This is a genomic window from Asticcacaulis sp. YBE204, from assembly GCF_000495855.1.
In the GTDB taxonomy this organism is placed as follows: domain Bacteria; phylum Pseudomonadota; class Alphaproteobacteria; order Caulobacterales; family Caulobacteraceae; genus Asticcacaulis.
This window is the reverse complement of sequence record NZ_AWGF01000013.1, coordinates 124489-146140: the sequence shown is the minus strand read 5'-3', so window position 1 is coordinate 146140 and position 21652 is coordinate 124489. Positions and strand designations below refer to the sequence as shown.

Annotated in this window: 19 protein-coding genes; 9 read left to right on the top strand and 10 right to left on the bottom strand. The window is 60.6% G+C overall.

Annotated elements, in window-relative coordinates; all coding sequences use genetic code 11:
* The first annotated feature begins 51 nt into the window (after positions 1–51).
* Together rpoC and AEYBE204_RS35405 are read left to right on the top strand one after the other, a co-directional pair.
* A complete protein-coding gene (gene rpoC, locus AEYBE204_RS35410) occupies positions 52–4239 on the top strand; it encodes a DNA-directed RNA polymerase subunit beta' (protein ID WP_023463375.1) in 4188 nt (1395 codons plus the stop codon).
* 244 nt (positions 4240–4483) lie between these two features.
* Positions 4484–5686 (top strand): glycoside hydrolase family 105 protein, encoded by a 1203-nt coding sequence (locus AEYBE204_RS35405; protein WP_081724731.1) that lies wholly within the window; start codon positions 4484–4486, stop codon positions 5684–5686.
* Here the strand turns inward: AEYBE204_RS35405 and AEYBE204_RS35400 are convergent, their stop codons facing one another.
* The 3 genes from AEYBE204_RS35400 to AEYBE204_RS35390 all read right to left on the bottom strand — a co-directional run bounded on the left by AEYBE204_RS35400 (position 5687) and on the right by AEYBE204_RS35390 (position 8840).
* Positions 5687–6880 carry a low temperature requirement protein A gene (locus tag AEYBE204_RS35400; protein WP_023463373.1) on the bottom strand — a complete coding sequence of 398 codons (1194 nt, stop codon included), beginning with the start codon at positions 6878–6880 and terminating at the stop codon, positions 5687–5689.
* A 62-nt stretch (positions 6881–6942) separates the two neighbouring features.
* Positions 6943–7650: a ubiquinone/menaquinone biosynthesis methyltransferase gene (locus AEYBE204_RS35395; protein ID WP_162148414.1), complete on the bottom strand. Its 708-nt coding sequence runs from the start codon at positions 7648–7650 to the stop codon at positions 6943–6945.
* Complete coding sequence (locus AEYBE204_RS35390) at positions 7647–8840, bottom strand: NAD(P)/FAD-dependent oxidoreductase (protein WP_023463371.1); 1194 nt, start codon at positions 8838–8840, stop codon at positions 7647–7649. Before AEYBE204_RS35390 ends, AEYBE204_RS35395 begins: the two co-directional genes overlap by 4 nt.
* Positions 8841–8964: 124 nt before the next feature.
* Here AEYBE204_RS35390 and AEYBE204_RS35385 point away from each other — a divergent pair, with 124 nt between their 5' ends.
* The gene (locus AEYBE204_RS35385) at positions 8965–9270 is read left to right on the top strand and encodes an SCP2 sterol-binding domain-containing protein (protein ID WP_023463370.1); all 306 of its coding nucleotides are present in this window, start codon (positions 8965–8967) and stop codon (positions 9268–9270) included.
* Between the two features lie 56 nt (positions 9271–9326).
* Here AEYBE204_RS35385 and AEYBE204_RS35380 read toward each other — a convergent pair whose 3' ends face one another.
* Positions 9327–10016: an MBL fold metallo-hydrolase gene (locus AEYBE204_RS35380; protein WP_023463369.1), complete on the bottom strand. Its 690-nt coding sequence runs from the start codon at positions 10014–10016 to the stop codon at positions 9327–9329.
* A 218-nt stretch (positions 10017–10234) separates the two neighbouring features.
* Between AEYBE204_RS35380 and AEYBE204_RS35375 the strand changes: the two genes are divergently transcribed.
* The 3 genes from AEYBE204_RS35375 (at position 10235) to AEYBE204_RS35365 (ending at position 15073) form a co-directional block, all read left to right on the top strand.
* On the top strand, positions 10235–11809 hold the full coding sequence (locus tag AEYBE204_RS35375; protein ID WP_023463368.1) for an amino acid permease: 1575 nt from the start codon (positions 10235–10237) through the stop codon (positions 11807–11809).
* 73 nt (positions 11810–11882) lie between these two features.
* Positions 11883–14345 (top strand): ATP-dependent helicase HrpB, encoded by a 2463-nt coding sequence (gene hrpB, locus AEYBE204_RS35370; protein ID WP_023463367.1) that lies wholly within the window; start codon positions 11883–11885, stop codon positions 14343–14345.
* 71 nt (positions 14346–14416) lie between these two features.
* Positions 14417–15073, top strand: coding sequence for a glutathione S-transferase family protein (locus AEYBE204_RS35365; RefSeq protein WP_023463366.1), 657 nt, complete (start codon positions 14417–14419; stop codon positions 15071–15073).
* Here the strand turns inward: AEYBE204_RS35365 and AEYBE204_RS41000 are convergent.
* The 6 genes from AEYBE204_RS41000 to AEYBE204_RS35345 all read right to left on the bottom strand — a co-directional run bounded on the left by AEYBE204_RS41000 (position 15064) and on the right by AEYBE204_RS35345 (position 18751).
* Complete coding sequence (locus tag AEYBE204_RS41000) at positions 15064–15192, bottom strand: hypothetical protein (protein WP_023463365.1); 129 nt, start codon at positions 15190–15192, stop codon at positions 15064–15066. The two genes, AEYBE204_RS35365 and AEYBE204_RS41000, sit on opposite strands and share 10 nt — an antisense overlap.
* Before the next feature lie 11 nt (positions 15193–15203).
* Positions 15204–15341, bottom strand: a complete 138-nt coding sequence (locus AEYBE204_RS40430) for a hypothetical protein (protein ID WP_023463364.1) — start codon at positions 15339–15341, stop codon at positions 15204–15206.
* A 146-nt stretch (positions 15342–15487) separates the two neighbouring features.
* Entirely contained in the window at positions 15488–15697 is a 210-nt protein-coding gene (locus AEYBE204_RS35360) for a hypothetical protein (RefSeq protein ID WP_023463363.1), read from the bottom strand.
* Between the two features lie 85 nt (positions 15698–15782).
* A complete protein-coding gene (locus tag AEYBE204_RS35355) occupies positions 15783–16574 on the bottom strand; it encodes an RNA methyltransferase (protein WP_023463362.1) in 792 nt (263 codons plus the stop codon).
* Between the two features lie 4 nt (positions 16575–16578).
* On the bottom strand, positions 16579–17511 hold the full coding sequence (locus tag AEYBE204_RS35350; protein WP_023463361.1) for a class I SAM-dependent methyltransferase: 933 nt from the start codon (positions 17509–17511) through the stop codon (positions 16579–16581).
* A gap of 43 nt (positions 17512–17554) precedes the next feature.
* Entirely contained in the window at positions 17555–18751 is a 1197-nt protein-coding gene (locus AEYBE204_RS35345) for a glycosyltransferase family 2 protein (protein WP_023463360.1), read from the bottom strand.
* 337 nt (positions 18752–19088) lie between these two features.
* Here AEYBE204_RS35345 and AEYBE204_RS35340 point away from each other — a divergent pair, with 337 nt between their 5' ends.
* Genes AEYBE204_RS35340 through AEYBE204_RS35330 form a run of 3 tightly spaced genes read left to right on the top strand, consistent with a single transcriptional unit; the run spans position 19089 to position 21621 of the window.
* Entirely contained in the window at positions 19089–19901 is an 813-nt protein-coding gene (locus tag AEYBE204_RS35340; protein ID WP_155908459.1) for an ABC transporter substrate-binding protein, read from the top strand.
* Complete coding sequence (locus AEYBE204_RS35335; RefSeq protein WP_031231247.1) at positions 19898–20884, top strand: iron ABC transporter permease; 987 nt, start codon at positions 19898–19900, stop codon at positions 20882–20884. Before AEYBE204_RS35340 ends, AEYBE204_RS35335 begins: the two co-directional genes overlap by 4 nt.
* A complete protein-coding gene (locus AEYBE204_RS35330) occupies positions 20881–21621 on the top strand; it encodes an ABC transporter ATP-binding protein (protein ID WP_023463357.1) in 741 nt (246 codons plus the stop codon). Before AEYBE204_RS35335 ends, AEYBE204_RS35330 begins: the two co-directional genes overlap by 4 nt.
* The last annotated feature ends 31 nt before the right edge of the window (positions 21622–21652 follow it).

The window sequence follows — 21652 nt, the reverse complement described above, 5'->3', positions numbered from 1 at the left end:
CACCGCATCTGATTTGTTTTTCGGGCGATACGCCCAAATTGGAGTACTGGAATGAACCAGGAAGTCCTCAATATTTTCAATCCGGTCCAGGTCGCCCCGACCTTCGACCAGATCCGCATCACCCTGGCCTCGCCCGAAAAGATCCTGTCGTGGTCGTTCGGCGAGATCAAGAAGCCGGAAACCATCAACTACCGGACGTTCAAGCCGGAACGCGACGGCCTGTTCTGCGCCCGTATCTTTGGCCCGACCAAGGATTACGAATGCCTGTGCGGCAAGTACAAGCGCATGAAGTACAAGGGCATCATCTGCGAAAAGTGCGGCGTCGAAGTGACGTTGTCGCGCGTTCGTCGTGAGCGCATGGGCCACATCGAGCTGGCCTCGCCGGTCGCTCACATCTGGTTCCTGAAGTCTCTGCCGTCGCGTATCTCCATGTTCCTCGACATGGCGCTGAAAGACGTCGAGCGCGTCCTGTACTTCGAAAACTACATCGTCACCGAGCCCGGCCTGACGCCGCTGAAGCTGAACACGCTTCTGTCGGAAGACGAATACTACCGCTATCAGGAAGAATTCGGCGACGACAGTTTCACCGCCGAGATCGGCGCTGAGGCCATCCGCAACATGCTGATGTCGATGAACCTCAACGAGGTCGCCGACAAGCTGCGCGCCGAACTGGCGGACAACCCCTCGGAAATGAAGGCCAAGAAGGCCTCCAAGCGCCTCAAGCTGATCGAGGCCTTCCTCGAATCCGGCAACAAGCCCGAATGGATGGTCCTGACCGTCGTGCCGGTCATCCCGCCGGAACTGCGTCCGCTGGTGCCGCTGGACGGTGGCCGCTTCGCCACCTCCGACCTCAACGACCTCTATCGCCGCGTCATCAACCGGAACAACCGTTTGAAGCGCCTGATGGAACTGCGCGCGCCGGACATCATCATCCGCAACGAAAAGCGTATGCTTCAGGAATCGGTCGACGCCCTGTTCGACAACGGTCGCCGTGGCCGCGTCATCACCGGCGCCAACAAGCGTCCGTTGAAGTCGCTCGCCGACATGCTGAAGGGTAAGCAAGGCCGCTTCCGTCAGAACCTGCTCGGCAAGCGCGTCGACTATTCGGGTCGTTCGGTTATCACCGTCGGTCCGGAACTCAAGCTGCACGAGTGCGGCATCCCGAAGAAGATGGCGCTGGAACTGTTCAAGCCGTTCATCTATGCGCGCCTCGACGCCAAGGGCCTGTCGGGCACCGTCAAGCAATCGAAGCGCATGGTCGAGCGCGAGCAGCCGCAGGTGTGGGATATCCTCGAAGAGGTCATTCGCGAACACCCGGTCCTGCTCAACCGCGCGCCGACGCTCCACCGCCTCGGCATCCAGGCCTTCGAGCCCAAGCTGATCGAAGGCAAGGCGATCCAGCTGCACCCGCTCGTCTGTTCGGCCTTCAACGCCGACTTCGACGGTGACCAGATGGCCGTCCACGTGCCGCTGTCGCTCGAAGCCCAGCTCGAAGCGCGCGTCCTGATGATGTCCACCAACAACATCCTGTCGCCCGCCAACGGCAAGCCGATCATCGTGCCGTCGCAGGATATCGTCCTCGGCCTCTACTACCTGTCGCTCGTGAAGGACAAGGAAGCCGGCGAAGGCATGATCTTCGGCGACCTCAACGAAATCCAGCAGGCGCTCGACGCCGGCGTGGTTTCGATGCACGCCAAGATCAAGTGCCGCTTTACCCAAAAGGACGAAGACGGCGTCGTGCGCACCAAGGTCGTCGATACGACCCCGGGCCGCATGAAGATCGGCGCGCTCCTGCCGTACAATGAGAACATCGGCCTCAAGGTTCTGGATAAGACCCTGACCAAGAAGGAAATCGGCAACCTCATCGACATCGTCTACCGCCACTGCGGTCAGAAGGCGACGGTGATCTTCGCCGACCAGATGATGGCGCTGGGCTTCAAGGAAGCGGCCAAGGCCGGTATCTCCTTCGGCAAGGACGACATCGTTATCCCCGACACCAAGAAGGGGATCGTCGAAGAGACCCGCAAGCTGGTCGAGGAATACGAGCAGCAATACGCCGACGGTCTGATCACCAAGGGTGAGAAGTACAACAAGGTCGTCGACGCCTGGTCGAAGGCGACCGACCGCGTGTCGGACGAGATGATGAAGGAAATCAGCCGTAAGCACCTTACGGAAGATGGCCGCGAAAAAGAAATCAACTCGATCTACATGATGGCCAACTCCGGCGCCCGCGGTTCGCAGGCCCAGATGAAGCAGCTCGGCGGGATGCGCGGCCTGATGGCCAAGCCGTCCGGCGAGATCATCGAAACGCCGATCATCTCGAACTTCAAGGAAGGCCTGTCGGTTCTGGAATACTTCAACTCGACCCACGGTGCCCGTAAGGGCCTCGCGGATACCGCGCTGAAGACCGCCAACTCCGGCTACCTGACCCGTCGTCTCGTCGACGTCGCTCAGGACTGTATCATCATGGAAGAAGACTGCGGCACGACCCGTGGCATCACCATGCGCGCCGTCGTCGAAGGCGGTGACGTGCTGGTGTCGCTCGGTGCCCGCGTCCTGGGTCGCACCACGGCCGAAGACATCCGTGACGTCGCCTCCGGCGAAGTTGTCGTCGCTGCCGACACCTATATCGACGAAAACGTTGTCGAGGAAATCGAGAACTCGGGCGTTCAGTCGGTGAAGGTCCGTTCGGTCCTGACCTGTGAAGCCGAACTCGGCACCTGCGCGGCCTGCTACGGTCGCGATCTGGCCCGCGGTACGCGCGTCAATATGGGCGAAGCGGTCGGCGTCATCGCGGCGCAGTCGATCGGCGAGCCCGGCACCCAGCTGACCATGCGTACCTTCCACATCGGCGGTACGGCGTCGGTGGCCGAGCAGTCGTTCTACGAGACGACCTCGGACGGCGTGATCAAGCTGTCGGCGGCCCCGACGGTTCAGGGCGCGCACGGCGATCTGATCGCCATGTCGCGTAACACGGTCATCACCATCCACCACGATGGCAAGGACCGCGAAACCTACAAGGTGCCTTACGGCTCGCGTCTGCGCGTCAAGGAAGGTTCCGAAGTCAAGAAGGGCCAGCGTCTGGCGGAGTGGGACCCCTATACCACCCCGATCATCACCGAAGTGGGCGGCAAGATCCGTTTCGAGGACCTCACCGACGGTCAGTCCGTCCGCGAGGAAACCGACGAAGCCACGGGTATCACCAACCGCGTCGTCACCGACTTCCGCGCTTCGTCGCGTGCCGCCGATCTGCGTCCGACCATGGGCGTGATCGACGATGCCGGCACCTACAAGCGTTTGGCCAGCGGGGCGGAAGCCCGTTACCTGCTGCCGGTCGGGGCCATTCTCTCCGTCGGCAACGGCGACGAGGTCCGTCCGGGTGAAATCATCGCCCGTATCCCGACCGAAGGCGCCAAGACCCGCGACATCACCGGTGGTCTGCCGCGCGTCGCCGAACTGTTCGAAGCCCGCCGTCCGAAGGATTGCGCCGTCATCGCCGAAATGGATGGCCGCGTCGAATTCGGTCGCGACTACAAGAACAAGCGCCGCATCAAGATCACTCCTGAGGATGGTTCCGAAGCGGTCGAATTCCTGATCCCGAAGGGTAAGCATATCTCCGTCCACGACGGCGATATCATCCAGAAGGGCGACTACATCATCGACGGTAACCCCGATCCGCACGATCTGCTGCGTATTCAGGGCGTCGAGGCTCTGGCCGAATACCTCGTCAACGAGGTGCAGGAAGTCTACCGTCTGCAAGGCGTGCCGATCAACGACAAGCACATCGAAGTCATCGTGCGTCAGATGCTGCAAAAGGTCGAAATCCTCGAACCGGGCGACACGGGCCTCATCCGTGGCGACCACCTCGACAAGGCCGAAGTCGATGTCGAAAACCTGAAGGCGGAACGTCGTGGTGGCCGCGCCGCCCTGACGCAGCCGATCCTTCTGGGGATCACCAAGGCGTCGCTGCAAACCAAGTCGTTCATCTCGGCGGCATCGTTCCAGGAGACCACCCGCGTCCTCACCGACGCTTCGGTCAACGGCAAGATCGATACCCTCGACGGCCTGAAGGAAAACGTCATCGTCGGTCGTCTGATCCCGGCCGGTACGGGTGCCTATCTCCGCTCGCTCCAGCGCGTGGCGATGAAGCGCGACGAGGCTCTGGCGCACCAGCGCGAAGAGACGATGGAACCGCTGCCGGCGGAAGTCCTGCTCGAAGGCCCCGTGGCTGGCGAGTAAGCGTTAAGCGCATTCCAAAAAGTGTTCAGCGGTTTTTGGATCAAATGCGCGACAAGCAAAAGAAGGCAAGGGGGCTCGCCCCCTTGACCCGAAACTGTCAAAGCCCTCGAACTCAGGTTCGGGGGCTTTTTCTTTGGCTCCTGTCTAAATACCAAATCGTTTGACGATAGCGCGGTGCCCCGTGCTATGAATCAAGCTGCGCTTAAAAACAGAATAAGGCCGTGGCGCGGGCAGGGAGATAAACATGGACCGACGTTTATTCTGCGTTAGCGCGGCAGCCTTGCTTCACGTTGGTGTTCCGGCGCAGGCCGCCGTGCCCGCCATGCAGCGACACCCCTTCACGCTTGAGACGAAGACGCGTGAGCGACTTACTAAACTCGGTCGGGACGTCCCCGCCTTCGTTAGTTCCTACCTCTCGCATTTCCAACCGCACACGTCGGTCTGGGGATACGAAGACGGTGTGGTGTGGACGGGCATACTACAGCTTTATGACGCCACCGGGGATAAGGCGTTCCTAAACTACGTCTACGACGATATGCACACGCGCGTCGCCTCCGATGGCGCGTTACCGTTGTTCAAGCCCATCCCGTACAATATCGACATGATCAATGCGGGCCGGGTGCTGCTGCCCCTGCACAAGGCCACCGGCGAGGCGCGCTTTCGCAAGGCGATAGACGTGCAGTTCGAGCCGCTGAAAACCTTCCCGCGCACCAAGACCAGCAATTACTGGCACAAGGCGCGCTATCCGTGGCAGGTCTGGCTCGACGGCCTCTATATGGGGCAGCCGTTCCAGACCCAGTATGCCCGCGTAACGAAAAATCCGGCCCTGTTCGCCGATACGGTGAACCAGATAAGGACGGTGGAGAAAATCCTGCGTCACCCCGGCAACGGTCTTTACTACCACGGCTGGGATGAAAGCCGGGCACAACGCTGGGCCGATCCGAAGACCGGCCTGTCGCCCAACTTCTGGGGCCGCGCGATGGGATGGTGGGTCTGCGCCCTGATCGATACCTACGACCTGTCGGACGGTTTCGATGCGCAGGGCCGTGCCGATATCGCGCGCATCCTGCGTCAGACGATCGAGGCGCTGCTGGCGGTGCGCAGCCGTGACGGCCTGTGGTATCAGGTGCTCGATCAGGGGACGCGCGCCGGTAATTACGAAGAGGCCTCGGCCTCCGCCATGATCACCTATGCGATCCTGAAAGCGGCGCGGCTTGGTATCGTCGATGCACCGACGCGGGCCGAGGGTATGAAAAGCCTGTCGGCGTTGATCGAACGTTTCGTCACGCCCACGGCGCTGAATGGTATCTGTCAGGTCGCGGGTCTCGGCGGGACGCCCTATCGCGACGGCAGTTACGACTACTACCTGTCGGAAAAGATCGTGGCTAACGATCCGAAAGGCGTCGGTGCCCTGTTCATGGCTCTGGCTGAGGCGTTGCGGGTCTGATCAGGCTGTTTTCGCGCTCAGGCGGCGATAAAGCCACGGTTCCACAAGCGATACCACCACCAGAACCGCCGCGCTGACAAAGGCCAGGCCCAGCGCGTTCAGAGGCAAAGCGCCGTAAAACGCGCCTGCACCAATGCCGATAAAGGCAACGATCCCGGCCATATGCAAGGGTGCCCATGCACCGCTCGTGACGCGGATAAACAGCAGATTGCCGAGCAGATAGAGCGCGGGACCGCCGAGAATGGAGGCGACATTGACGATCCCGGCTTCCTCATGCGGGTGCATCAGCACATGTTCGTCGCCGACCGCCGTCAGGATGATCCCGGCGATCAGCAGTAGATGGATATAGGTATAGGCGACCTGCGCCAGTTCGCCGGGCAGTTCGGCGTGCGCGATCTTGTGGCTGGCCTTGCTGGCCGTGATACCGAAATAGAGCCACCACATGGCGATACAGGTGACGAAGGACTGCAAAAAGGCCAGGGTCGTATCGAGCGACAGGGCTTCGTGCGCGAAGCTGGCCCCCATGACGAGGATCGACTCGCCCAAAGCGATGATGACGAACAGGCCGCAGCGTTCGGCCAGATGCTCGCCGTCCACGTCCCAACTGGCAAACGACGATTTGCCGATCACTGGCACCCAGTAAAAGGCGCGCGGCCCGATATACTCGATCAGCAGAGCTACGGCCCACAGGCCCAGACGCAGGTCGCCGTCACTAAACGCGCCCCATATCCAGAAGATACCCGAGGTCGCGAACCACGTCGTAATACGGATAAAATTCAGATGGTTTTCATGACTGTGGCCTCGCACGGTGATGGCCATGAACAGCGACCGTCCGACCTGCATGGCGACGTAACAGCCCGCAAAGATCAGGCCGTGGACCGGACTCGAAAACGCTTGAGGCAGTGAAGTCGTCAGGCCGAGCCCTACCAGCATCAGGACGAACAGCATGACGCGAACCGGGCCGCTTTCGGGGTTCATCCAGTTGGTGACCCACGAGGTATAGATCCACACCCACCACACGGCGAGCAGCAGCAGCAGGGTTTCCAGCGCGCCGCGCGGCGTGAAATGGGCCAGAAGCGAGTGCGACAACTGCGTGATCGCGAAGACGAAAACGAGGTCGAAGAACAGTTCGATGAAACTGACCCGACCCGAATGGACGGCGGTGCGGTCGCGGAACAGGTGAGAGGAGGGCATTAGGTCACCGTGAAAAGGAGTCGTAGCATAAGACCGTAGTTTTTCCGGCCTGTGAAGATCGGTCAGAGGGGTTTATGTGCGCGGTGAATGGCGACTATGCCCAGGCTGAGCGGGCGGACGCTAACCGCCTCGAAATGCTTGCTTTCCAGATATCGCGTGAAGGTCTTGCCGTCCGGAAAATCGTGGATGCCGCGCAGCAGGTAGTCGTAGGCCGACCGGTCGCCGCGCGCGATCAGTTGTCCCATGACCGGCAAGCACAGGTTCATATAGGTCAGATAAAGCGCCTGAAGCGGCGCCCAACCGATACGCGACGCTTCGATACACAGAAAAACGCCACCCGGTTTCAGGCAGCGGTAAATTTCGCGCAGGGCGGCGTCGCGATCTACGATCTTCATCCCGAATGCCATGCTGATGACGTCGAAGCTATCGTTCGGCACGTCGCGCATGTCGCCAGCGTCGATGCGGGCAAAGGTAACGGCCCGATCTTCCAACTTGGTCCGCGCCACGTCCAGCATCGGCAGGCAGATGTCGGAAACCACCACCTGCCCGCGGCGTGTCGAGGCGTTCAGGACGCGTTGGGGGATGTCGCCCGTGCCGGAGGCGAGGTCGAGCCAGTCGCCGGAACAGGCCGTGACCTCGGCGGCAAAGGCACGCTTCCACAGGCGCTGAATGAAGAAGCTGAAATAGTCGCAATAACGGTCGTAGTCGCGCGCGATACGGGCGAAGACGTCGTCGGTCTGCGGCTGAAATTGCGCGGCGTTTTCCGTCACAGGGCTTGCCCCGCCGCCCAGCCCGAAGACCAGGCCCATTGAAAATTATAACCGCCCAGCCAGCCCGTGACATCGAGCGCTTCGCCGACGACGTACAGGCCCGGACACAGGGCGCTCTCAAAAGTTTGCGAAGAGATGTGCTGGGTGTCAATCCCGCCGACCGTGACTTCGGCCGTGCGGTAGCCTTCGCTGCCGTCGGGGACCAGACTCCACGGCTGTAGCCAGGCATTGATCGCCATCAGCTTCTTGTCCGACAGGTCGGCGATGCGTGTTTCACCGTCGATGATCGCGGCTTCGAGGATGCGGTCGGACAGGCGTTTCGGCACGACCTCCGACAGAACATTGGCGATGTGCTGCCGCGGGGTCGAGCGGCGGCGATCCTTCAGCGTCTCCATCACATTGATGTCGGGGCGCAGGTCGATCTCGACGGCCTGACCCGGCGTCCAGTAAGACGAGATTTGCAGGATCGACGGGCCCGACAAACCGCGATGGGTAAACAGGAATCCATCATTGAATGACTTCTTGCCGATCCTGACGCGCGCATTCAAGGAAACGCCGGAAAGGCCTTCTATATATTGCAGTTTTTCACCACCCAAGGTGAAGGGTACCAGGCCGGCGCGGGTAGGGACGATATCGTGCCCGAACCGCCGCGCCACGTCATAGGCAAAGCCGGTCGCGCCCATCTTGGGGATCGACAGCCCGCCGGTGGCCAGCACCAGATTTTGACATTCGATGACGGCACCGGGCACACTCAGGCGGAAACCCTCCGGTGTTTTTTCGAGATCGCTCACCGGGCTTTGCAGCCAAAGTTCACCGCCGTGCGACTTGAGATCATCGAGCAGCATGTCGATGATGTCCATCGCCGAATTATCGCAGAATAGCTGGTTTTCGGCCTTGTGATGATAAGGAATGCCGCGCGCGACGACGCGATCCAAGAAATCCCAGGGCGTGAAGCGTTTCAGCGCCGACTTGCAGAAGTTCGGATTGGCCGAAATGTAATTCTTTTGCGCCGCGTCCAGATGCGTGAAATTGCAGCGTCCACCGCCGGAAATGCGGATTTTCTCCGCTGGTGCTTTGGCGTGGTCGATGACGACAACCTTGCGCCCGCGTTTGGCGGCTTCGATGGCGGTCATCAGGCCCGCAGCCCCGGCGCCTATGATTGCGGCGTCGAATGTACGCGGTGCGGTCATAACCTATCCCAAAAATTTTACCGAGACCTGACCTTAAGTCACACTTGTTGAAACGGAAATTGCCGTTAAGGTCAATTTGAACGGCGCGACTCGCGTCTCATACAAATATCCGGAGGAATGTACCATGACCGATCTGGCCGCCATCACACAAAAAATCGCTTCCGCCGTGGGCGAGAACTCGGGCCTTGGCAAACGCATCAAGCTCGACTTCGGCGACGAGGGCAAGATTCTGATCGATGCCGCCAATGTGCCGAACATCGTCAGCAACGACGACGGCCCCGCCGATACGACGGTTGTGGTATCGCTGGACAATCTGGTGGCGCTGAAACAGGGGCAACTCGACCCGATGATGGCCTTCATGTCGGGCAAGCTGAAAGTGCTCGGCGACATGGGCATCGCGCAAAAACTGATCCCGCTGCTCAAGGGGTAAGCATAAAGAAAAACAAAGGCCTGAGGATAAGTCCTCAGGCCTTTTCTCATATGGGTTCAACCCGGTCCCGACCGATTGGGCACCGATGCGGCGATTACGCGGTCGCCGACATAGGGGTTGGACTGGCGCTCCTGTGCGAAGCTCGACATCGGCCCGTGACCGCAGACGAAACGTACATCCCCCAATGGCCATAGCCGCGTCGTGATGGCGTTGATCAGGTCGGCGTGGTTACCGCGCGGAAAGTCCGTCCGTCCGATCGAGCCCTTGAACAAAATATCGCCGACCTGCGCGAACTGCGACGGCGCGTGGTAGAAGATGACATGGCCCGGCGTGTGACCGGGACAGTGGATGACGTCCCACGTCGTTTCGCCCAAGGTCACCGTATCGCCGTGATTCAGCCAGCGGTCCGGCTCGAAGCTTTGCGCGTCGTAGATCCCCCAGCGCTGGGCGTCCTCCGGGATGCGCTCGATCCAGAAGCGGTCGTCCTCGTGCGGGCCTTCGACCGGCGCACTGGTCGCCTCGCGCATGGCCTGAGTCCCGCCCGCGTGGTCGGCATGGCCGTGCGTGACCCAGATTTTCTCAAGCGTCAGGCCGCGTCGGTTGATCTCGTGCAGCACCGGCTCGATATCGCCGCCAGGATCGATCACCGCCGCCTTGTTGGTTTTAGTACACCAGACGACGGTGCAGTTCTGCTGCAACGGGGTCACCGGGGCGACGAACAGGCGGACAGGGGGTTCAGCAGTCATAACGATTCCACGATGTTTTGTTCTACATACACTGTAGTACCTTGTCACAACAGGCTTTATGACGCATTTGCGAAGATGGTTGCAGATTGAACCTTTGCATTATAGTCTCGATTAAATCGACGTATCGCACCGAAATGTCGGCAAAATTTTTGGGGGCTTGGCGGATTCCTTAAGGGGGGACTCCCTGAGCTTAAATCAAAGTTCATAAAGGGTGACAAATGAACACTTGGCGCATCAAGCCACTCGATGCGATTCTGGCGACGGCGGAGAAAAAATCGCTCCACCGCTCGCTTGGCGCATTCCAACTGACCATGCTGGGGATCGGCGCCATTATCGGCACCGGTATCTTCGTTCTGACCGCCGCCGCCGCACAAAAGGCCGGGCCCGGTATGATGTTCTCGTTCATCGTCGCCGGTATCGTCTGTGCCGTGGCCGCGCTGTGCTACTCCGAACTGGCCTCGATGGTGCCGGTGTCGGGTTCGGCCTACACCTATACCTATGCGGTGATGGGTGAACTGATGGCCTGGATGGTCGGCTGGGCGCTGGTGCTCGAATACGCTGTGGCAGCGTCCGCCGTCTGCGTCGGCTGGTCGGGCTATATCATGGGGCTGGTCAAAAATACGACCGGATTTGCCTTACCAGAGCTATTGGCTAATGGACCGGCCTGGGGCATGAACGGCTTTGTTCCAAGCGTTGATTTCTCGCACGGCATCGTCAACCTGCCGGCCATCGTCGTTGCCGGTCTGGTGACCTGGCTGCTGGTCATCGGCACCAGCGAAAGCGCCAAGGTCAATGCCCTGCTGGTGGTTATCAAGGTCACCGCACTCACCGCCTTCATCGTCCTCAGCTTGCCGCTGATCAAGGGCGAGAACTTCACCCCCCTGATGCCGACGGGCCTGTTCGGCAGCAACGGCATGGGCGTCATAGGTGCCGCCGCCTCGATCTTCTTCGCCTATGTCGGCTTCGACGCCGTGTCGACCGCCGCCGAAGAAACCAAGAACCCGCAACGCAATGTGCCCATCGGTCTGATCGGTTCGCTGGCCATCTGTACGGTCTTCTACCTGCTGGTCGCTGCGGGCGTCATCGGTACGGTCGGCGCCCAGCCGATCACCGACGCGGCGGGCAAGTTCCTGTCGCCGGATGGTGCCGACTTTGCCGCCGCCTGTAAGGCCGCTGCCGAAGGTTCCGCCCCGATCGTCTGTTCGCGCGAAGCTCTGGCTGAAACCCTGCGCCGCATCGACTTCCCGCTGATCGGCAACCTCGTCGGTCTGGCCGCCTCGATCGCCCTGCCATCGGTTATCCTGATGATGATCTACGGTCAGACGCGTATCTTCTTCGTCATGGCCCGCGATGGTCTGCTGCCGGAAAAGCTGGCCGACGTTCACCCCAAGTTCAAGACCCCGTGGAAGATGACCATCTTCACCGGTATCTGCGTTGCCGTCGCCGGGGCCTTCTTCCCGGTCGGGCAACTGGCCGATATCTCGAACTCCGGTACGCTGTTCGCCTTCTTCATGGTGGCTATCGCCGTCATGGTCCTGCGCAAGACCGATCCGGACCGCAAGCGTCCGTTCAAGACGCCGCTGGTGTGGATCGTGGCCCCGATCGCTATGGTCGGCTGCGTCGGCCTCTACCTCAACCTGCCGTTCATCGCCAAGATGGTGCTGCCGGTGTGGGGTGCCATCGGTCTGGTGATCTACTTTGCCTATAGCCGCGGTCATTCGCACGTCGGTCGTGGTCATATCGAAGTCCACGAGGACGACGCCGATTTGCCGCCACCTCCGGCGACGACATAACTCTGATGAAAGCGCCCGGTTCCGCCGGGCGCTTTTTTCTTGCCGTGTCAGGTGACGCGGATTAGGCAGGGACATGCTGCCTATCGAAGAGATATTTCCCGCGCTGACTGCGTACCTCAGAGACCGGACGACGGCGATCATCATTGCGCCGCCGGGGGCGGGTAAGACGACGGGTGTGCCTTTGGTGCTGCTCGATGCCGCGTGGCTGAGCGGGCAGAGGATCGTCATGCTGGAACCCCGCAGGCTGGCGGCGCGGGCGGCGGCCATGCGTATGTCTGAGACTCTGGGGGAACCGGTCGGACAAACCGTCGGGTTCCGGGTGCGCGGCGAAAGCAAGATATCCAAACAGACGCGCATCGAGGTCGTCACCGAAGGCGTCTTTTCGCGCATGATTGTAGACGACCCGGCGCTGGAGGGGATTGGCTGCGTCATTTTCGACGAATTTCACGAACGTAGCCTCGACGCCGATCTGGGGCTGGCCTTCGCGCGCGACAGTCAGGGTGTGCTGCGCGACGATCTGCGGATACTCGTCATGTCGGCAACGCTTGACGGCGAGCGCGTCAAGGGCGTGCTGGACGACGCCGAAATCTTCCACAGTCTGGGGCGTGCCTTTCCGGTGACGACGCACTATGTCGGGCGTGATCAGGCCCTGCGGATGGAAGACGACGTGGCAAAGACTGTGTGCCGCGTGGCGCAAAAACTGACGCCGGAACGCGCCGAGACCTTGCTGGTATTCCTGCCGGGGCAGGGCGAAATCCACCGCGTGGCCTCGATCTTGTTTGAGAAGGGATTGCCGGACCATATTGATCTGCATAAGCTTTATGGGGCGATGGACCCGTGCGACCAATCGGCCGTGTTGAGCAAAAACAAGCCGGGACATCCGCGTATCGTATTGGCCACAGCTATCGCCGAAACCTCCTTGACGCTCGACAAGGTGTCGATGGTGGTCGATAGCGGCGTGGCGCGGCTAGGGCGTTTCGATCCGGCGCGCGGCGTGGTGCGCATGGTGACCGAGCGCATCTCGAAAGCTTCCGCCGATCAGCGCCGGGGCCGCGCCGGGCGGACGCAAGAAGGCGACGCCTACCGTATGTGGGACGAGGAAAACGACCGTGCGCTGATCCCGTTCGCGCGGCCGGAAATTCTTGAGACCGACCTGTCGCGATTGGTGTTGGACCTGCGTCTGTGGGGGGCGAAATCGACCGAGGGTCTGGCCCTGCTCGATCATCCACCCAAGGCGGCGTTTCAGGAGGCCGAGAGCCTGCTTAAGGGCCTTGGTGTTTTGGACTCGAAGGGCGATCTGACCGACCATGGCCGGATGGTCGGGCGGCTGCCGCTGTCGCCGCGTCTGGCGCATATGCTGCTGCTGGCGGCGCGCGATGGCGTGGCCGAGACCGGGGCGGCGCTGGCGGCCTTGTTGTCGGAAAACGGACTGGGCGGCAAGGCGGCGGACCTCGATTTGCGGCTGGAAGGCCTGAACCGCGATCGTTCGCCCAAGGCGTCTCAGGCGCGGTCGCTGGCGCAGAACTGGGCCAGACAGGCGCAATCGCTGATCGGTGCATCCAAGGGTAAGGCCGGGGCGAAACCGGCCCATGCCTTGCTGGCCGAATGCTTCCCGGAACGCGTGGCCAGGGCGCGCGGCAAGCCGGGTGAGTTTGTCATGGCCAATGGCCGGGGCGTCTATGTGGACGAGCACGATGTGCTGGCGAAGGAAGCCTATATCGCTGTGGGTGATCTCGGTGGCGGAGCGGGGCGCGATCGGATTTTGCTGGCCGCGCCGTTGACCGAAAACGAGATACTGAGCCTGTTTGCCGACCGGCTGGAGGCGCGTGTCGTGCTGGAACGCAACGGCGGAAAATTCAAGGCCGTCGAGCAAAAACGCCTCGGTGAACTGATCCTCTCGGCGCGGCCTTTGGCGCAGGTGCCGCCAAAGCTGCTGATTGAAGCGGAAGTTGAAGAAATCCGGCAAAAAGGGTTGAAAGCGCTTAAATTTTCCGAGAACGCCGAAAGCCTGCGCGAACGCGTCAATTTTCTCCATGTGCAAGACCTGGCGTGGCCCGATATGTCGGATGCAGCGCTTCTGGCAGGCCTGAGCGACTGGCTGGGGCCCTATGCGGCGGGCAAACCGTTGTTGTCTCTGTCGGCCAGCGACGTGTCGCAGGGCTTGCTGGGGATGCTTGACTACGATCAGCAACGGCAACTCGACCAGTTGGCGCCGGAAAGCCTGCGACTGCCGACCGGTTCGGGTGCCCGGATCGACTATGCGGCCGAAGGTTGGCCGCGGGTGTCGGTGCGGGTGCAGGAGCTTTATGGCGTTACTCAGCACCCTGTCGTCGGGCCGAACCGAACGCCGGTGACTCTGGCGCTTCTGTCGCCGGCGCATCGGCCTATCCAGATCACCCGCGATCTTCCGGCTTTCTGGAAGGGTTCGTGGTCGGAGGTGCGTACCGATATGAAGGGCCGCTATCCACGCCACGTCTGGCCCGAAGATCCCGCCAGTGCGGCACCGACCACGCGGGCAAAACCCAGAGGCACATAAAGCGGCGCTTAAACACATTTAATCCATATGCCGGACGTGGGCGTAATTATACCTGCCATTGGAGATACGCCATGATTACGGTTCATCACCTCAACAATTCCCGTTCGCAGCGCGTCCTTTGGCTGCTGGAGGAACTGGGTCTCGACTACGAGGTCGTGCACTACGAGCGCGATGCCCGCATGTTCGCGCCGTCGGAACTGAAGGACATCCATCCGCTCGGAAAATCCCCCATTATCGTCGATGGCGAGGTGGTGGTCGCCGAGACCGGCAACATCGTCGATTATATTCTGGAGACCTACGGACGGGGAAAACTGGTTCCGTCCGATGCGGCAGAGCGGCGGCAGATGACTTACTGGATGCACTATGCCGAAGGCTCGGCCATGCCGTTATTGCTGTTAAAACTGGTGTCGTCGCAGATCCCGAAGCGCGTGCCGTTTTTGATCAAGCCGATTGCACGGCTTATTTCCGGCGGTCTGGAAAGGTCCATGGTCGAACCGGGCCTAGTGGCGCATTTTGCCTTTTGGGAGTCGTCGCTCGAACCGACCGGCTGGTTCGCCGGTGACAGTCTGACCGCCGCCGACATCATGATGAGCTTCCCGCTGGAAGCGGCGGTCAGCCGTGCCGGAGCTAATGCCTTGCCGAACGTCACCGCGTTCCTGACGCGCATTCATGGCCGGGACGCCTATAAACGCGCGCTGGAACGCGGCGGCGATTACGCCTATGCGTGATCCTTATGGACGACGGGTGGGCGCGGCTTTTGCGGTTGGCCGTCCTTGACGATGATAATGCAGGCCGACAACGAGATGGTGAGAGCACCCAGAAGGGCGAATTTCAGGACTGTTTTCATATGGATTGTCCTTACTTGGTCGCGACGGTTTTGTTGGTTTCGTGCTTTTCAGTGTGCGTCACGCGCGACCCGCTATCGGCATAGATGATGCAGCCCGACAGGGTGGCGGCCAGCGCCGCGGCGGCGATAAGTTTCAGCGCAAGTTTCATGAGATGGCTCCTTTTCTTAGGTTGAACAAAGGGCCAAGTTCCCAACCCATGCCCTGTAGCCAAGGCATAGAGTACCTTTTCTGAACGCAGGCTGAATGACAAAATTGTAATGAAAATAGCCGGTTAAAGCTGAGGTTTAAACCGGCTTAACGTGACACCGTTTTCTTGTCTTTACGCTCGTAATATTGCTCGCAGCGGCGGTCGTCATAGACGCGATCGCAGCGGGGTTCTTCGTAGTTGGTTGGCGAGTCCTGATAATAGTCGTAATAGGCGGGCGGGTCGTCGTAGTGCGCACACGCCCCCAGCGCCATAATGGTTACCCCCAATCCGGTCGCCTTGAGGATAGAGCGGGTCATATCTGAAGCCTTTCATTGATGACTTCAGGCTGCGCTGTTTCCCCGACAAAGCGAAATAGGAAAGGTTAATGGTGTTGTAAAACGCTTATAAGCCGCTTGCCGCATAGATCATGATGCCGGTCGCTACCGACAAATTCAGGCTGTCGGCGCGGCCACGCATCGGAATCTTGACGTGCATGTCGCAGGTCGCGGCGATGTCGGGCGTCAGGCCGGACTGCTCAGTGCCCATGAGGATCAGGGTCGGGCGTTGATAGGGCGCGCTGCGGTGGTCGTGTGACGCCGTCAGAAGGGTGCCCACGACCGAACCGGTCCAGCGGGCGCGGTCAGTGATAAACTCTTCACGCGTGCATTTGACGATCGGCAAGGCGAAGATCGAGCCCATCGTGGCGCGCACGGTTTCGACGCTGAACGGATCGACGCAATCACCGATCAGAATGACACCGCCGATAGCCGCCGCGTCGGCGGTGCGGATGATCGTCCCCAGATTGCCGGGGTCGCGGACCTGCTCCAGCGCCACCCATACGTCGTTGGTCTGCGGATCGATATCGCTCAGGCGTTTGGTGAGTTGCGGAAACACCGCCAGCACCATCTGCGGGTTTTCCTTGCGCGCGACCTTTTCGAGGATTTCGCGCGTCACTTCCAGTACCTGACCATTGGCCTTCAGCGTCGCGTCGATGGCGCGTTCGAGCAGCGGATGGTGGTCGGCGTCCTTGCCATAGACCAGAATCTGCGGCGCGAAGCCCTGATCGAGCGCGTCGATGATGATCTTGAGGCCTTCGGCCAGGAACTGCTGCGTCGCTTCGCGTTCCTTGCGCATGTGAAGCGCGCGCAGGTCCTTGATCGTCTGATTTGTGAGGGAGGTTATCTGCTTGATCATGAGCTTAGACCGGCTCCTTCATCCAGCGTGCGAAGAAGGAGAGACCGATCTCACGCGGGGCGATGTCGACGGCTTTGGCACCCTTCGGTGTCTTGCCATCTTCGATCAGGGTCAGTTCGCCGTAGTCGATGCGCCCCGGACGCTGCCCGATCGATTCCGCCATCAGGTGCGCCAGGGCCGGCCCCGACACACGGGCGGCATAGGCGTTGAGCAGGAAGAAGGCTGCATCGTCCGACAGCAATTGCGCGCACAGGCCGAGCATTTCCGGTAGATCCTCGAACAGACGCCACACTTCGCCGGTCGGGCCACGGCCATATTTCGGGGGATCGAGAATAATCCCTTCGTATTTAGAACCGCGCTTGACCTCGCGCTGCACGTATTTGCGAGCGTCCTCAACGATCCAGCGAATGGGGGCGTCTTCCATGCCCGACAGTGTCGCATTCTCGCGCGCATAGGTGACAGATTTTTTCGACGCGTCGACATGGGTGACCCGGGCGCCGGCGGCAGCGCAGACGAGACTGGCGACGCCGGTATAGCCGAACAGGTTCAGGACACGCGGCTGATCGGCGCGCTTTTCGAGGGCGGCCTTTTGCCAGGCCCAGTTGGCGGCCTGTTCCGGGAAGAAAGCCAGATGGCGGAATGAGGTAAAGCGTCCGTAGAACTTTACGCGATCGTAGCCCAGCGCCCACTGTTCATCCGGACGGCGGCGGAAGGCCCAGCGACCACCATCTTCGTCTTCGTTCTCGGCGTCGAATACGGCGTCGGCGGTGTCCCACAGGGCCGGATATTTCGGCGACCACCAGCATTGCGGCTCCGGACGGATGACGAGATAATCGCCATAGCGTTCAAGCTTACGACCACCGCCGGAATCGACAAGGGCATAGTCGCGCCACGGCGTTGTGCGCAGGGTCAGGGGATGGTCGCTGATCAGGGTCATGTTTCGGCACATAACGCTCCCGACCGTTTCCGTCAAAGTTTATTCAATCCGGCTTGGCTAATGGCTCGTGATCGGTCTTGTCCCAATGAAAGGGGCGGGTGATCAACTGATATAGCGCAAAGGCGGCGCTGATCGACTGCAAACCCCAGTAGACCGGGGCGTGAAGCAGGTCGCCAAGGGTAAATACGGCGCCTGCGCGCCGGGTGCCGATCTTCAACGCCCATAAGGCACTGCCCGTGCCGATAATCAGTAATATCCAATCCTGGAGCGGTAGCACGAACGGGCCGAATTCCAGAACCTGCAACATCGCATTGGCCAGCAGCAGGGCGGTGAAAGGCGCATAACACAGGGCCGACATGGCGCTCAGGCCGACACCGAGGCCGAGCGCCAGAGCGACCGCCGGCCTTACGTCTTTCAGGCGACGGGTATGGACGATGATCGTCTGCATATAGCCCTTTATCCACCGCGTCCGTTGCGGAATCCATGTCCTTAACGTGGTTGGCGGGCTTTCCAGCGTCGGTGAGGTAATGACCTCGCTACGATATCCAAGTTGCGCCAGACGCAGGCCGAGATCGGCGTCTTCGGTCACATTGTACGCATCCCACGCGCCAATCGATTTCAAAACGGACGCTTTGAAGTGATTGCTGGTCCCCCCCAGCGCGAACGGCAGGCCCCATGCTTGAAAGGCAGGCAGCAGGACGTCGAACTGTACGGCGTATTCGGCGGTAAATTGCTTCGAAATGAAGGTCTCGCCGCGTATGGGCCGCAAGGGCGCTTGCAGGCAGGCCAGATCGGCGGGGCCGGCTGCAAATCGGTGCGCGGCTTCAAGCAACTGATGCGGGTCGGGTTGATCTTCGGCATCGTAGATGACGATCAGATCGCCTCGCGCCCGGTCAAGGGCATAGTTCAGGGCGCGTGGCTTGGTGCGCGGAAAGCCGTCCGGCACGCGGATGACGCGCATGTAGCCTAGATCCTGACGGGTATTCAGCAAGGCTTCGAAGGCGATCAGGGTCTCCGAGTCATCGTCTTCCAATGCGAACAGCACCTCAAACCGGCCGCGCGGATAGACGAGCGCATCGAGCGCTGTCGTCAGTTGCGAAACGATTTTCGCTTCCTTGTACAGGGCGACGATCACGCTATAGGTCGGCAGATTTTCATTCGACGCATCAAGCAACAGGTCCGCTTCCGGAAGGTTTTGTGCTACGGTTGTCGCTATGGCGCGCATCAGGGCATTGAGCATAAATACACCCCAGCACGTCCAATACAGCGTGCTGATCAGGTAGTCAGGTGCCGCTATAGCCGTGGCGATGACGGCTGCGGATGTCGCCCCCAAAAAAGCGAATTGCCAGGATGCCGGACGGGATCGTGCTGAAAAAAAGTCGCCCAGCGGTATGATCTGCGTCGGCGGCTTTGCGGAATCGCGAGGCGGCGCATATGATGGTTTTCGTCCGGGCGTGACGCGGACAGAGGGGCGCATGCGACGCGCGGGACTGTGAAGCGGTGGTGCGATGGTATGTCCCCTGACCGTCTTAACTGCCGAACGATCCCTTGGGTAATATAAGACTGAAAACAGAGTTGTGGATAACCAATTGCGGGTAGTATTAAGTCTAAAAATTATCACCTTTTGGTTGTGTCTGTCTGTTCCTGTCAGCGCGGCACCCTTGCGCGTCGTATCTCTGGATATGTGCGCCGATCAATATGTGCTGGCGTTGCTACCGAAAGACAGGATCGCCGGATTGTCGTTGCGGGCGCGCCATCGGGACTCCTATTTCAAAGCGCGCGCCGAGGGTTTGCCGTTGCGTCGGGCGAATTTGGAGACGCTTTTGATGCTGAAACCCGACGCCGTGGTGCGAACCTGGGGGGGGGATGCCAAACTTCTCAAAGCACTTGAGGTACGCGGTATAAAGATAATTCAGATCAATGAAGTGGGGAATTTTACTCAGGCAAAGAATGAGGTAAAATCTGTAGGGCAAGCCTTAGGTGTAGCGCAGGAAGGTGTGCATCAATCTTCGAAGATGTCTGCGGCGTTGGACAAAGTGCAAAAGCCGTCTCAGATGCGTCGCGTCCTCTATTATACACCTTCGGCGTACTCGGCGGGTAAGTCGACCTGGGTCGGACAACTGATCTCCGCGACCGGGAATGAGTTGGTCGCCGAGCAGGACTATTTCTATTACCTGTCGCCGGAAACTTTTCTGAGCGCGCGTGCCGATGTTTACGCTTTGGGCTTTTACGGCGACGCCTATGCGATGCGCCGCGCACCAGGCCGACACCCTTTGGTGCGCCAACGCATTGCTAAGTCACCGCATGTGACCATCCCCAGCCCGATGTTGGCGTGCAGCGCGTGGTATTCTGCCTTTGATTTGCCGAAACTGGCTGAAAGACTGAAATGAAACCTACTTTGATTGCCGGTTTGATAGGCGTAGCGGTTGTCGCCATTGTCGGATTGATGATGTTGGGCGATGTATCGCTGACGGCGACGGACTATGCCGACGCGTTCCGCTCGCCGGACAGCATACCGGCTCAGATCCTGTGGCAGATACGTTTGCCGCGGAACCTGTGCGGGTTTCTTGTCGGCGCAATGCTGGGCGTGGCGGGGGCGATCTCACAGGGTTATTTCCGCAATCCTCTGGCCGAACCCGGCATTATGGGTGTTTCGGCAGGGGCCGGGCTTGGGGCGGCGGTGGCGATCGTCTTCGAGCTGGGTCTGACATCGTGGGGCGTCGAAGGATTCGCGCTTCTGTTTTCTGGTTTGATTTCGCTGATTATTCTGGCGTTCGTGGCGAAGTTTCCCGACCGGCAGGCCTTGATTCTGCTCGGCGTCGGCCTGTCGAGCCTGTGCGGGGCGCTGATGGCGCTGGTGTTCAACCTGTCGCCGTCGCCGGTAACAACGGCCGAAATCCTCGGCTGGATGATGGGCTCGGTCGAAAACCGTAGCTGGGAAGACGCGGGACTAGCTACGGCGGGGTTGGTGGTGGCCGGGATCATGGTCGCGCGACTGGGACGCGGATTGCGTATGCTGAGCCTTGGCGAAGACACGGCGCGGTCGCAGGGTGTCAATGTCAAGGCGGTCGCGGCGCTGTCGGTGCTGTCGATCAGTGTGCTGGCCGGCTTGTCCGTGGCGGTGGCCGGTGTCATCGGCTTTGTCGGTTTGGCGGCACCGCATTTCGTGCGCACGCTCGGTATTCGTGACCCGTACAGTCTCATATGGCCTTCGGGACTGGCCGGAGGGCTGATGGTCCTGCTCGCCGACGCCTTTATCCGCGTGATCCCGTCGAGTACCGATATCCGGCTGGGAGTGCTGACGTCGCTGATCGGCGCGCCTTTGTTTGCGTTGTTGGCGTGGAAAAGCGCGAAGCAATGGGTGAGCCAATGATCGAGGTCGCTTCTCTTGAAGTGCGTATCGGCGCGACCGTGGCCGTCGCCTCGGTTGATGTCCGGTTTGACAAGGGCCGCTTTTACGGCGTAGTCGGCCCGAACGGTTCCGGCAAGACGACCTTGATCCGTGCGCTGACCGGGCTGCTTATGCCCGATGCGGGCGAAGTGCGGATCGATGATCATGATCTGTCCTCCCTGTCGTTGTCGCAGCGCGCGGCGCGGATAGGCTATTTACCGCAGGATCGCACCATCGCCTGGGATTTGAGTGTAGTCGAGGTCGTGCGACTGGGGACAAAGAACAGTGACGTCGCCGTGGTGGCCGAAGTCTTGGCACAGGTCGGACTTGAGGCGCTTAAGGAGCGTGGCGTCTTTTCGCTATCCGGTGGGCAGCGCGCGCGGGCTTTGCTGGGGCGGCTTTTGGCGACACGGTGTCCGGTCCTGCTGCTCGACGAGCCCCTGACGGCGCTCGATCCGGCGTGGCAGCGGCAGGTGCTGCTGATCCTGAAAGACATGGCGGCGCGGGGTCATACGGTGATCGTCAGCCTGCACGACCTCGGTCTGGCGGCGCAGTTCTGCGACGAGGTCTGCGTGATGCTTGAGGGCCGTATCGCGGCGTTCGGTGCGCCGGAACAGGCCTTTACGTCGGAGGTTCTGGCGGAGGTGTTCGGCCTCTCCGGCGAATTGCGGACCGAGCCGGACGGTCTGGCCCTGCATCTGGCGGCGCAACCGCTTTAAGCGCATGCCGAAAAGTGTGTAACGGTTTTCG

Bases quoted from the DNA above. Each gene is read 5' to 3' on its own strand.
- AEYBE204_RS35365 (WP_023463366.1), top strand. From the start codon at position 14,417: ATGATTACGGTTCATCACCTCAACAATTCCCGTTCGCAGCGCGTCCTT.
- AEYBE204_RS35355 (WP_023463362.1), bottom strand. From the start codon at position 16,574: ATGATCAAGCAGATAACCTCCCTCACAAATCAGACGATCAAGGACCTG.
- AEYBE204_RS35330 (WP_023463357.1), top strand. From the start codon at position 20,881: ATGATCGAGGTCGCTTCTCTTGAAGTGCGTATCGGCGCGACCGTGGCC.
- hrpB (WP_023463367.1), top strand. From the start codon at position 11,883: ATGCTGCCTATCGAAGAGATATTTCCCGCGCTGACTGCGTACCTCAGA.
- AEYBE204_RS35405 (WP_081724731.1), top strand. From the start codon at position 4,484: ATGGACCGACGTTTATTCTGCGTTAGCGCGGCAGCCTTGCTTCACGTT.
- AEYBE204_RS35390 (WP_023463371.1), bottom strand. From the start codon at position 8,840: ATGACCGCACCGCGTACATTCGACGCCGCAATCATAGGCGCCGGGGCT.
- AEYBE204_RS35345 (WP_023463360.1), bottom strand. From the start codon at position 18,751: ATGCTCAATGCCCTGATGCGCGCCATAGCGACAACCGTAGCACAAAAC.
- AEYBE204_RS35380 (WP_023463369.1), bottom strand. From the start codon at position 10,016: ATGACTGCTGAACCCCCTGTCCGCCTGTTCGTCGCCCCGGTGACCCCG.
- AEYBE204_RS35385 (WP_023463370.1), top strand. From the start codon at position 8,965: ATGACCGATCTGGCCGCCATCACACAAAAAATCGCTTCCGCCGTGGGC.
- AEYBE204_RS41000 (WP_023463365.1), bottom strand. From the start codon at position 15,192: ATGAAAACAGTCCTGAAATTCGCCCTTCTGGGTGCTCTCACCATCTCG.
- AEYBE204_RS35360 (WP_023463363.1), bottom strand. From the start codon at position 15,697: ATGACCCGCTCTATCCTCAAGGCGACCGGATTGGGGGTAACCATTATG.
- AEYBE204_RS35350 (WP_023463361.1), bottom strand. From the start codon at position 17,511: ATGACCCTGATCAGCGACCATCCCCTGACCCTGCGCACAACGCCGTGG.
- rpoC (WP_023463375.1), top strand. From the start codon at position 52: ATGAACCAGGAAGTCCTCAATATTTTCAATCCGGTCCAGGTCGCCCCG.
- AEYBE204_RS35375 (WP_023463368.1), top strand. From the start codon at position 10,235: ATGAACACTTGGCGCATCAAGCCACTCGATGCGATTCTGGCGACGGCG.
- AEYBE204_RS40430 (WP_023463364.1), bottom strand. From the start codon at position 15,341: ATGAAACTTGCGCTGAAACTTATCGCCGCCGCGGCGCTGGCCGCCACC.
- AEYBE204_RS35335 (WP_031231247.1), top strand. From the start codon at position 19,898: ATGAAACCTACTTTGATTGCCGGTTTGATAGGCGTAGCGGTTGTCGCC.
- AEYBE204_RS35400 (WP_023463373.1), bottom strand. From the start codon at position 6,880: ATGCCCTCCTCTCACCTGTTCCGCGACCGCACCGCCGTCCATTCGGGT.